The 10,170-nt window shown below is 62.5% G+C and carries 13 protein-coding genes and 1 pseudogene; 6 read left to right on the forward strand and 8 right to left on the reverse strand.

Annotation, left to right across the window (positions count from 1 at the left end; all coding sequences use genetic code 11):
• The 6 genes from NKJ76_RS31845 to NKJ76_RS31870 all read left to right on the forward strand — a co-directional run.
• On the forward strand, positions 1-217 hold a 217-nt coding region (locus NKJ76_RS31845; RefSeq protein ID WP_352539189.1), incomplete at its 5' end, for a KTSC domain-containing protein.
• Between the two features lie 462 nt (positions 218-679).
• Positions 680-1,312: a DUF4142 domain-containing protein gene (locus NKJ76_RS31850; RefSeq protein WP_023689422.1), complete on the forward strand. Its 633-nt coding sequence runs from the start codon at positions 680-682 to the stop codon at positions 1,310-1,312.
• Between the two features lie 75 nt (positions 1,313-1,387).
• Positions 1,388-1,744 carry a hypothetical protein gene (locus NKJ76_RS31855; protein ID WP_023685250.1) on the forward strand — a complete coding sequence of 119 codons (357 nt, stop codon included), beginning with the start codon at positions 1,388-1,390 and terminating at the stop codon, positions 1,742-1,744.
• A 39-nt stretch (positions 1,745-1,783) separates the two neighbouring features.
• Positions 1,784-2,224: a hypothetical protein gene (locus NKJ76_RS31860; protein ID WP_031202956.1), complete on the forward strand. Its 441-nt coding sequence runs from the start codon at positions 1,784-1,786 to the stop codon at positions 2,222-2,224.
• A gap of 203 nt (positions 2,225-2,427) precedes the next feature.
• Positions 2,428-2,634 (forward strand): hypothetical protein, encoded by a 207-nt coding sequence (locus NKJ76_RS31865; protein ID WP_023673164.1) that lies wholly within the window; start codon positions 2,428-2,430, stop codon positions 2,632-2,634.
• 317 nt (positions 2,635-2,951) lie between these two features.
• On the forward strand, positions 2,952-3,125 hold the full coding sequence (locus NKJ76_RS31870) for a DUF3606 domain-containing protein (protein WP_023689424.1): 174 nt from the start codon (positions 2,952-2,954) through the stop codon (positions 3,123-3,125).
• Between the two features lie 253 nt (positions 3,126-3,378).
• On the opposite strand, the gene NKJ76_RS31875 is transcribed toward NKJ76_RS31870, so the two are convergent.
• From NKJ76_RS31875 to NKJ76_RS31910, 8 genes and pseudogenes are all read right to left on the reverse strand, one after another.
• Positions 3,379-3,546: a hypothetical protein gene (locus tag NKJ76_RS31875; RefSeq protein WP_155927361.1), complete on the reverse strand. Its 168-nt coding sequence runs from the start codon at positions 3,544-3,546 to the stop codon at positions 3,379-3,381.
• Between the two features lie 572 nt (positions 3,547-4,118).
• A pseudogene (locus NKJ76_RS31880) lies at positions 4,119-4,411 on the reverse strand (Rieske 2Fe-2S domain-containing protein).
• A gap of 27 nt (positions 4,412-4,438) precedes the next feature.
• Positions 4,439-5,533, reverse strand: a complete 1,095-nt coding sequence (locus NKJ76_RS31885; RefSeq protein WP_352539190.1) for a fatty acid desaturase family protein — start codon at positions 5,531-5,533, stop codon at positions 4,439-4,441.
• A 118-nt stretch (positions 5,534-5,651) separates the two neighbouring features.
• Positions 5,652-6,827, reverse strand: coding sequence for an aldose 1-epimerase family protein (locus tag NKJ76_RS31890; protein WP_352539191.1), 1,176 nt, complete (start codon positions 6,825-6,827; stop codon positions 5,652-5,654).
• 10 nt (positions 6,828-6,837) lie between these two features.
• Positions 6,838-7,620, reverse strand: coding sequence for an ATP-binding cassette domain-containing protein (locus NKJ76_RS31895; RefSeq protein ID WP_023693351.1), 783 nt, complete (start codon positions 7,618-7,620; stop codon positions 6,838-6,840).
• Positions 7,617-8,621, reverse strand: a complete 1,005-nt coding sequence (locus tag NKJ76_RS31900) for an ABC transporter permease (RefSeq protein WP_050586906.1) — start codon at positions 8,619-8,621, stop codon at positions 7,617-7,619. Before NKJ76_RS31900 ends, NKJ76_RS31895 begins: the two co-directional genes overlap by 4 nt.
• A 61-nt stretch (positions 8,622-8,682) precedes the next feature.
• Positions 8,683-9,624 carry a sugar ABC transporter substrate-binding protein gene (locus tag NKJ76_RS31905; protein WP_023689426.1) on the reverse strand — a complete coding sequence of 314 codons (942 nt, stop codon included), beginning with the start codon at positions 9,622-9,624 and terminating at the stop codon, positions 8,683-8,685.
• A gap of 55 nt (positions 9,625-9,679) precedes the next feature.
• Positions 9,680-10,170: sugar phosphate isomerase/epimerase family protein (locus NKJ76_RS31910; RefSeq protein WP_352539192.1), on the reverse strand; the 491-nt coding region annotated here is incomplete at its 5' end.

The following is a 10,170-nucleotide window of genomic DNA, read 5'->3' on the forward strand; positions in this document are numbered from 1 at the left end:
CTCGATACGCAAGTTCGACTATGACCCCAGCACCAGGGTTCTCTCGGTTTGGTTTGTAGCGAGCGGGAAGCATTACGAGTTTTTGGACGTACCTGCTGAGGCCTTTGCCGCGTTCAAAGCTGCCTTTGCCAAGGGCGTCTATTTTAACAGCCACATCCGCAATCGTTATGCATTCCGGCTCGCGGCAGGGAGGGTAGCACCCGCTTCGGGCGATTAACAGAATCTCAGATTCGAGGCGGCCCGCGCCACCCCAGGGGAGCAACTGTGCGAATTGACCCAGGTTCCGAGGGCAAACGAAAGAGCCCGCCGGCCGGGGCCAGCGGGCGCGTTTTATACTAAGCTAGGTGTTGGGCCTATTTGCCCATCATCATCGCAGCTTTGCAGAAGTTTTCATGGGCCTGTCGGACAGGTCTGCCACGACGCGTGACCCACGGCGACGGGTCGGCAAACAGCGCACTCCTGCGCATCCACTGGGCTTACGAAGTCGGTCGGCTGCTCTGCGATCATAGTGCCTTGTCGGAGAACCGCGCTGAGCTCCGCGCAGTCACCGGTCCTGCAATACGGCCGGATCTATGATCAAAGCGCTGAGCAGGAGCCATTCGGGGTCTACGCCTGCCGCCCGGTATTTATTGTCACAAAAAGGGGAACAACGGCAGCTCGGCCGTGTTGGGAGCACAACATGTATTTCGTCAAAGTGCTTTTGGCTGCGATCGCCATCGGTCTCATCAGCCCGGGGGCAATGGCTCAGACCGCGACGACGTCCCCGCAGGAATTTGTCAAAGCAGCTGCGAGTTCAGACATGTTCGAGATCCAGTCGAGTGAGTTGGCGCTGCGGAAATCGAAGACATCACGAGTGAAGGAATTCGCTCGCATGATGATCAAGGACCACACGAATTCTTCCAAGCGGCTCATTGCGGCGGCAAAGAAGGACGACGTCGCAGTGGCACCGGAGATGACAAGCAAGCATGCTGCCCAATTGGAAGCATTGAGCAACGACAGCAGAGGGGCGTTCGATAACGCCTACGTCGACGCCCAGGTTGCAGCGCACCAGGAAGCCCTGACGCTGATGACCTCCTATGCGGAAAACGGTCAGGAAAAACATTTGGCGGCCCATGCGAAAAAGACCGCGCCGGCTCATCCGGCAGCATTTCAAACATGCCCAGCAACTGAGCAAGAGCGGTTCTCAGGGCTGAGTGGATCTGGCCACGACGTTGGTTCTTCGCGGCGCTGTGGAGTCTGTGCCAACCCTCTGGCACTGCCTCCGCCCCCAGGGACGCTGCAACCTTCAAGCGGTCGTCGATGCAGGCTCTAAAGGGTGCGTCGCTCAGGTAGTCCGGCGTGCAAGCACCAGCGTCGTCGAATTTGCCAAACGAACAGGAGACCTGACATGCCAAAGCAAAACGAGACCTCGCATTCGAGACGAAGTGACTTCGCCAATGATGAACCCATTCGCCCGGAGGATGCCGCCGTGTTGGACAGCCCCGTGGGCCACGAAGACAGGCACGGCGCGGAGCCAGGTTTCGGGGGAGCCGACGATGTCGACCAGCCGATCGGCGCAAGGCCCCGCAGCGAAATTACCGGTCGTCATGATGAAGGGGCAGGCGCCAATGAGACGATCGACGGCTTAAGCGAAACCGAGGAACTGACCCGCAGCTACGCCGAGGACATACCAACCGGTGACAATGATGAGGAGGAGGAAGACATCCCTGTCTTCGAAAGAGGCCGAAGCAACACCGAACTCTGAGCGCGCCAGGTTGAACCCCGCACGGTGAGGAACATGACAATGAGCACATTCGGACTTCGGGTTGCGTCTTTGGGGCTCCGGGCTTTTTTGGGACTGGCGGCCTCGCTGACTTTGGGCGTCGAGGCATCTGCGCAGACAAGTCAGCCCGCGCAGCAATCCGGCGACTCGTCGCAAACAGCCAAGCAGGGTCGACTGCCGGCGCAAGGATCGTCGCCGACCGGCAAGGATGATGTCGGCGTTGACGTCTCGCTCGGCCGGCCGGAGGTGAAGCAACAGGTTGCAAGACATCTGGGAGTGGCTGAGACCGAGTTGCCACTGGCGGTGCACGTGCCGATCGCGCTCGCTTCGCAAGTCTGCGGGCAAGAGGTATTTACCGCCCGCGCCAATGTAAACCGAAGCTGCACCGCGACGAAATTCATTCCGGAAATCGCCGAGGCGGCACGCAACCATCCACAAACCTCCGCGGTACCGGAGCAGTAGCACCGAAAATGTCCGAACCCGGCGCGACGGTCGTGCCATGCTTACCCGAGGGTAGCGCTCCAACCCGGGGTAAATCAGCCAGCCCCACCGCCGTCTGTTTTTGGCGGCATGCATGATGGCGTTCGCCGCCATCTCTTAACCAATGTGAATGCTGTTGCTCCGCAGCCACGCTACGAGATCCTGTCCGAAGCGGAGGCAGGCAGATGCCACTGGAATCCCTGATCGATCAATATGTGAGCAGCCGCAAGCGGCGGGGTCTTTTGTCGATACGGCACGCTCTCGAGGCGTTGAAAGAGGCCGTTCCGGCGCTGTCGATCGGCGAAAGCCATCTTGTCAATATGATCGCCGAGCGAGCGCTCGCCTTTGGCCTCGCCATCCACTTCGATCATTCCGGCGAGAATGCCGGGTAAGACATCCACGAGCGTCTGCTGATGCTACAGGACGAGGAACTCGGTGTTCGCGTAGCTTCATTGCCTGGTGGGCGGATCTTTCCGAGGCTGCTCCCATCCGTGTTCTGGGCGGGTGGTTAAAGTCGCCGAAGCGATGCCACGGCGTGCACCGAGCCCACCCCGGCGTTGGACAAGCTCCCCCAGCTTTCGCCAGTTGGAGCTTTCGTCTACTCGCAGCAGCCCTAGCGAGGCTCGATCAGCCTCCGCGTTGGGCGGTCTCGGGTTTTGCTCCAAGGGGGCGGTTCGGGCCGGCGAATTGAGGTTGAAAGGAGAAGATGATGACGGACAACAAAACCGAGCGTGATTTTCGCGACAGGAACCGGGTCTCGTCCAACGAACGCAACGAATTCTTCCATTTTGCCCAGCAGAACGGCATCACGCCTGAGCAGGTGATGGAGCTCATCAAAGCCGCCGGGAATGACCGCGCCTCGTTGCGGCTGCGAAGGAATTGAAATCAGTTTCCCGGGGCGGCTCGCTTACGGCATGAAGCCTCGCTGCCGAGGAGAACCTTGAGCCGTGGTGAGAATTTGAGTGTAGCATCATCCTGACGCACACGCGGAGCAGGTCGAGCGTGAAAGTGAAAATTGTACCCCTGCCCAACATGCGGCAAGCGCTGGAGGTTCGAGGCTGCGCAGATCGGCTATGGTCACCCCGAACCATAATCCACTCCAACCCGAGTCCTGGACGCACGGCGTGGCACCGAGCCTACTTCCTGCCGTCGTTCAATAATAATCCCGCGCCGCAGTCAGCCAGCGAGATCACCGTCGTCTGCCGGACGCGTGTCGGCTTCCAAACTGACAACGCACAGCCTTTGTAGCGACGCTTTCCAGCCACGATCACCTGCGCAGCTTTGCCGCGCTCGCTGCGCACCAATAAATTCCATCTCCTTCCCTCACACTGATCTTGTTCAGGCGGTCGTTTTGCCGCTGCGGTAGGCGCTGTCCTTCCGCTTCGATCGCGGTAGCGCCCAGTATCAACGCTGCCAGATCAAACCGCACAATCAGCACCTCAAAGCTGATCAGCAGAAGCAGCAGTGAATCAGGACCTCGTCGATCAGGGTCAAAGGGCCAAGCACATATGTCTGGGCACGGTGACCGTGGCATAGCCGGCGCTGCAATGACGGCGTCGGTGCCCGTCTTGTGGAGCCGGAAAGCCCAACTTAGAAAACAGTCGGCGGTGCCGATCTCGAAGAAATTCTAGCCCGGCACGGTGAACAGGCTGGGGGCCGCATCGCGATCTAGGGTTCAGCACAACTCCGGCGGCATCGAGACGATCGACCTCAGCCCGGTCGGCGGCCCTCGGCCACGTCCATGACCAGCACGCGCAGCATGGTCAGCTGGCGCTTACCCTCCATGGCGCGCCCGTCGGCGACGGTCTGTCTCTTTCGGCTCAGGAAAACGTCACTCTGAGTTTGCTAAACGCGGTGCTGGACCGGTTACCACGCGTCAGATCTGGATCATCACCTTGCCGGCCTCGATTCTCATCGGATAGATCGCGAGCTTGACGCAGACCGGCGCGCCCTTGACCTGGCCGGTCGCAGAGCGGCCAATGTGCTTCAAGGCATTCGATGACGTCGTCGATCACCAGCCCTTCGGCTAGATGCGCCTTCTCATGGGTCCAATATCCGTCGGTGGCGAAGAGCTCGTCATCGGGCGAGCGGCAAACCGCGAGGATCGAAGCAGATGACATCCTCTTCCTCGATGTCATCGACCGCGCACGCTTCAATCCAGTCGGCCATCTCCGGCTCCCGCACCATCCGCTATGGCTATTCAGCCGCCGCCGACATATCCACCTGGTGAAATTCGCCGCGATAGGGTCTGGCTGTCGGCGGCAATTCGCGCTTGAGATAAAAATCCTCGTACCGCAGCTGCTTCAGCAGCACCGGCCAGACCTCGCGATAGGCATGCCACATCGACGGGTTCGGCACCGGCAGGTCGTGCTTGATCAGCTCGTGCAGTCTTGGCAGCGCATGATAGGGCACCATCGGAAACATGTGATGCTCGACGTGATAATTCATGTTCCAGTAAATGAAGCGGCTGATCGGGTTCATGTAGACGGTGCGCGTGTTCAGCCGGTGGTCGACGACATTGTCGGCCAGGCCGATATGCTGCAGCAACCCTGTCAGCACCATGTGCCAGCTGCCATAGAGGCGCGGCAGGCCGATCAGCACCAGCGGCAGCAGCGACCACGTGAACAGCGCCAGCCCGACTGTCGCCGCATAGATGGCGACATGCCAGCGCGCAGCGATCACCGCCTTGTGCTGCTCCATCTCGGGGATATAGCTCTTCTCTTCATCGGACAGCTTGCCGAACGCCTGGCGCACCAGCGTCGGCAGCGAATAGCGGAAATCGAGAATACCGGTGAAGGCGAGCGCCGCCCGCAGCAGATCTGGGGGGCGCATGACGGCGATTTCGGCATCGCGGCCGACGATGATGGTATCGGTGTGATGGCGGGCATGGCTCCAGCGCCATTGCACTGGGTTGCGCATCAGCATGAAGCTTGAGATCTGGTAGACGACATCGTTCATCCAGCGCGTCCGGAACGCGGTGCCGTGGCCGCATTCGTGCCAGCGCGAGTCGCTCGACGAGCCGTAAAGCACGCCATAGACGAACAGGAACGGCACCACCCACCACGTGCCCCAGAACCATACGATGCCGGCGGCCGACACCAGGATCGCCGCGACCCAGATGATCGTGTCGCGGATCGCCGGCCCGTCGGAGCGTTGCATCAACTCCTTGACCGCCTTGCGCGGGACATCGGTGTGATACCATTCGGCCGAAGCCAATCCGGTCTCGATGGCGCGCTTGGTGCTTTCACCGACCAGGCTGTAGTCGCGCTTCCTGCTTGCCGTCATCGTCATCTCCGCTTTCCCGCCTGCGCTCCGAAAGGGCCGCCTGGGGCCGGCCGGGCCGCGCCTGCTTCCGTATTCCGGCGCACTTCCCGCCCGCCGCGGCAACCGATCGTGCGTTTCAAGCCGGTCACGCCTGCAGTCTCGCAAAAGCGCCCGACGGCGCAGGGTAATCCTGTTGCGGCTGCCGGGCGATCGACCCTATCCTCGCTTCCGCTTGGGCGATCTGGCCGGCACCGTCGAGCACCCGGAACACGGCGTCATAGGAGCGGCTTTCGCCATGGTCCAGCCAGATCATCTCGCCCCGTTCGCGCGCGGCGAGATTGCCCAGAACATGATGCGTCGAGGGTTCGATTCCCAACGCATATAGGCCGGCCTGGAAGTTCTGCCACTGATAGGTGCAGGGCAGCTGATCCTTGCGGGTAACGACCTCGAAGCCGAGGCCCAGGTGATCATTGACGACGGCCACCGGCACCTCGCCCGCCGCATCGGCGCCAAGCTCGTGCTCCCAGACCTGCTCACTGAATCCCAGCTGCGGCGCCGGCACGGTTCGGTAGCCGACCTTCTGAGCCTCGTAACGATCGCCGGCGTGCGCCGCCCAGACGACATCCCGGATCGGCGCCAGGTAGCGCGAACCCTCGTCGAGCAAGGGATGGCTGACGTTGACGTGATAGAAATACATGTGCGGCGTGCGGCTGAAACCATGATTGACGACGCGGTCCGACAGCCGGATCTCGCTGCCGCCGACATCGGCCTCGATGCGGCGCAGCAAATGGAGATCCTCGCCGAACACGGTTGCCTGCTGGACGATGCCTTCCGCCCACAGCACGCAGCGGTCGCCGTCCCAGGCCTCGCCGTAGCCGGTCAGCCGCGCCGGCACGGTGCCGATGCGGCCATGCAGCGAGTGCAATACCCGCTTGCGCCCCGGATAATTGTAGCTTTCGGCCGGCACGTCTTGCCGGCCCAGTATATGGTCGAGGCCGCAGGTGACGAGCAGCCCCGAGAACGACCGGCCAAAGGCGAAACCGTCCTCCCCTTCATGCTCGTGCAGTCCGGGGTGGCGAAAGCCGCTCGGCGAATGCCAGCCGATCGCCTGGCCCCGGAAGTCGCAATCGGCGATATCGAGCGCCCGGTCGACCAGCGCCGTGAAGCGCAGGCCGGAGCCGGTGCGGAACTCGAGCATCCGGATGCCGCGCTCCACGCCGTCGCCGAGCGTCATCAGCCGCACGCCGGCAAACTGCGACAGCATGCCGGACCGCTCGGCCACCTGCCTTCGCGACAGCGTCTTGCCGTAAAGCTCTACCATGCGACGTCCTTCACTTTGCCCTCGCCTCCTTGAGCAAGGCCGACATGTCGGCGCCGGTGATGATGCTTTCCACCGTCAACAGGTCGGTGTCGGCGACCGTCTGTTCCGCGACGATTTCGCCGCGGCGCATGACGATGATGCGGTCGGCGACCTGGAACACGTGGTGGATGTTGTGGGTGATGAGCAGCACCGAGTGGCCGGCGTCGCGCACCTCCTTGACGAAGCGCAGCACGCCGTGGGTTTCCTCGACGCCAAGATTGTTGGTCGGCTCGTCGAGTATGATCACCTTGGCGGCGAACTGCATGGCGCGCGAGATCGCGATCGATTGCCGCTCACCGCCCGAGAGGGTGCTCACCAGCGCATCTGCATCGAGCTTTTTCGAAATGCCGACCCGCTTCAGCAGCGCCGAGGCGGCGTTGCGAAGCTTGGCGAGGTCGAGGGGCGCGAACACGCCGAGCCAGCCGAAATTGACCGGCTCCCGGCCCAAGAAAAGATTGCGCGCGATGCTGAGGTCCGGCGCGAGCGATGTGTCCTGATGGATAGTCTCGATGCCGAGGTCCATCGCGTCGCGCGTCGAGCGGATCGACGCCTTCTCGCCGCGCACGAAGATGTCGCCGTGGTCGGCCGGGAAGACGCCGGAGATCGCTTTGATCAGCGTCGACTTGCCGGCGCCATTGTCGCCAAGCAGGGCAACCACCTCGCCTTCGTTGAGGGTGAACGAGGCGTTCTTCAGCGCACGCACGTTGCCGAAGGACTTTTGCAGGTCTTGCAGACGCAGCACTTCCATCGTCAGCTCCTTGCGGCGTTCTTCTGCAGCAAAGCGTGCAGGATGAGCATGGCGAGGATGATGACGCCGACGAAGATGTTGTATGCCAAGCCCGGCACGCCGATCAGCACGATGCCGTTGCGGATGGCGCGCAGCATCAGCGCGCCGACGATGGTGCCGAGGATGGTGCCGCGCCCCCCAGTGAGCGCCGTGCCGCCGACCACCACCATGGCGATCACTTCGAGTTCGTAGCCGGTGCCGGCCACCGGCGAGGCGGCCGAAATCCGGAACGCGCTGATCATGCCGGCCAGCCCGGCCACCACCGAGGTCAGGATGAACAGCCAGATCTTGACCGCGTCGGCCGGCACGCCGCGCGCCACCGCTGCGTTGCGGTTGCTGCCGATGGCGCTGATCCAGTTGCCGAGCTTGGCGTAGCGCAGGATGTAAATCGCCAGCAGCGACAGGCCGATGAACCACCAGAGCGAGGTGTAGAACCGGAACGAGCCTACATTGAAGCTGCCGGCAAGCAGCGTGACGAAGAAGCCGGGCTGGTCCCACGACTTCAGGGGGAATCCCTGCGTGATGTAGAGCGCCGCGCCGCGCACGACGAGCAGCATCGACAGCGTGACCAGGAAGGAGGAAATGCCGATCTTGGTGACGATCAGCCCGTTGATGGCGCCGATCGCGATGCACAGCACAAGCCCGGCCAGGAGGGCGACGCCGATGTCGATACCGCCATTCTGCACCAGCAGCATCACCACGACGGGCGCAAGGCCGAACACGGCGCCGACCGATAGATCGAACTCGCCCGCCGTCAGCAGCAGCGTCATGCCGAGAGCGATGATGCCGAGCTCGGGCAGGAACGCCATCATGTTGGATATGTTGAGCGGCGACAGGAAGTTGCCGTCGGCGATGGCGAACACCACGAGCAGCACGATGAGGATGATGAGCGAGGAGAATTGCGGCGAACGCAGCAGCGCAGACCTGCCCTTCGCTCGCTGCGTGTCGTCGTCTGCTGTGATTGCCATATCTGTCAGGACCATGCGTTTCGTCCGGCGCCCGCCATTTCGGGGCGGGCGCCGATTGTCGTCACTTGTTGTAGAGTTTCAGGATCGGCTCGACGCTCGAGGCGTCGTAGAGGCTGAATGTGTGAATGTCGTAGCCGATCGGCTCGCCAGAGGCCGCTAGCCCGAGCAGCGCCACCGGCATGAAGCCCTGCGCCGACGGGTACTGCCAGGCCGCAGCATTGACGAAGCCGGACTTGACCGCCTCGGCCGTCTCCTTTGAGTTGCCCCAGCCGACGACCGGGACCTTGCCGGCCGACACACCGGCCCCGTCGAAGACGCGTTTGATGCTTGCTGCCACGGAATCGCCCAGTGCAATGATTGCCGGCGGATTGTTGGCGACCATGTAGTCGGTCATCTTGGCGATGATGCCGGCCGGGTCGGTGCCGCAATCGACCACGTCGTACTTGATGCCGAGCGGATCGAAGACGCTGGCGATGCCCTCGGTCTCGAGCTGCTGGTAGCTGGCGCCCGGCACTTCGACCGGCAGGAACACCTTGTCGCCCTGCTTCACCATCTTGTGGTCGACGAGATACTTGGCCCAGATGACGCCCGCTTCCCTGAGGTCGGCCCCGACATAGGCCTGCCGCCCGGTCGCCGGATCGTCGGTGTTGAAGAACACGATCGGGATGCCGGCGGCCTTGGCGGCCTTCACCTCCTCCGTCCACAGGCCGGGCTGAGCCGAGGTGGTGGCGATGCCGTCCGGCTTGGCGGCGAGCGCCGAGTTGAAAGCCTCCTTCTGCGCCGCCATGTCGCCGCCGCTGAACGAGATCTTGCAGGTCACCTTGAGCTGGTCGCAGGCCTTGGTTGCGCCGGCATTCCAGTCGATCCAGAACGCGTCCGAAGGGCCACCATGCGACAGCAGATAGAAGGTCTTCTGGCCGTCCTGCGCGAATGCCGGCAGGCTCAAGGAGACCCCGGCCACCAGCGTTGCCGCAGCAGCCACTTTCAATGCGAATTTCAACATTCATTCCTCCCTTGGTTGGAGTTGCGCCGCCATGCGCCGGCGGCGCAACCGGCGCTCACAGGCCGTTGGCGCGGAACTTCCCGTCGAGGAATTTCTTCGCGCGCGGCACGTCGTCTTCCGAGAGATGCTCGATGATGACCGGGATGTTTGGGTGCTTTTCCGCCAGCCGCTGCAGATAGAGATCGTAATTCAGCGACCCCAGCCCGGGCGCCGGCAGCTCGATCTCGCCGACGCCGCGGAAGGTGTGGCTCTCCATCGCATCCTCGTCGCCGATGTCGGCATGCTTTTCCGACTTGTCGCTGCCCGAACGCTTGACGTCCTTGGCATGCGCGATCTTGATCTTGTCGGTCAGCGTATCGAACACCTGGTTCAGGATCTGGTCCATCCTGTCGATGTTGTGGGTTTCGAAATAGTTGGTCGGATCCATCAGCAGGCCGAGGCCCGGATGGTCGACCTGGGCGAACATCTTCACCGTCTCCTCGACCGAGCCCACGACGTTGTTGACGTAAGTCTCGAGGAGGAAGACCGCGCCGTGGTCGTAGGCGG

Origin of the sequence: Mesorhizobium sp. M0029 (genome assembly GCF_040323735.1) — a bacterium.
Taxonomy (GTDB): Bacteria; Pseudomonadota; Alphaproteobacteria; order Rhizobiales; family Rhizobiaceae; genus Mesorhizobium.

What these genes read in the sequence shown, in the direction of transcription:
- NKJ76_RS31855 (WP_023685250.1), top strand. Translation starts at nt 1,388, where the DNA reads ATGCCAAAGCAAAACGAGACCTCGCATTCGAGACGAAGTGACTTCGCC.
- NKJ76_RS31905 (WP_023689426.1), bottom strand. Translation starts at nt 9,624, where the DNA reads ATGTTGAAATTCGCATTGAAAGTGGCTGCTGCGGCAACGCTGGTGGCC.
- NKJ76_RS31900 (WP_050586906.1), bottom strand. Translation starts at nt 8,621, where the DNA reads ATGGCAATCACAGCAGACGACGACACGCAGCGAGCGAAGGGCAGGTCT.
- NKJ76_RS31850 (WP_023689422.1), top strand. Translation starts at nt 680, where the DNA reads ATGTATTTCGTCAAAGTGCTTTTGGCTGCGATCGCCATCGGTCTCATC.
- NKJ76_RS31870 (WP_023689424.1), top strand. Translation starts at nt 2,952, where the DNA reads ATGACGGACAACAAAACCGAGCGTGATTTTCGCGACAGGAACCGGGTC.
- NKJ76_RS31885 (WP_352539190.1), bottom strand. Translation starts at nt 5,533, where the DNA reads ATGACGATGACGGCAAGCAGGAAGCGCGACTACAGCCTGGTCGGTGAA.
- NKJ76_RS31865 (WP_023673164.1), top strand. Translation starts at nt 2,428, where the DNA reads ATGCCACTGGAATCCCTGATCGATCAATATGTGAGCAGCCGCAAGCGG.
- NKJ76_RS31860 (WP_031202956.1), top strand. Translation starts at nt 1,784, where the DNA reads ATGAGCACATTCGGACTTCGGGTTGCGTCTTTGGGGCTCCGGGCTTTT.
- NKJ76_RS31890 (WP_352539191.1), bottom strand. Translation starts at nt 6,827, where the DNA reads ATGGTAGAGCTTTACGGCAAGACGCTGTCGCGAAGGCAGGTGGCCGAG.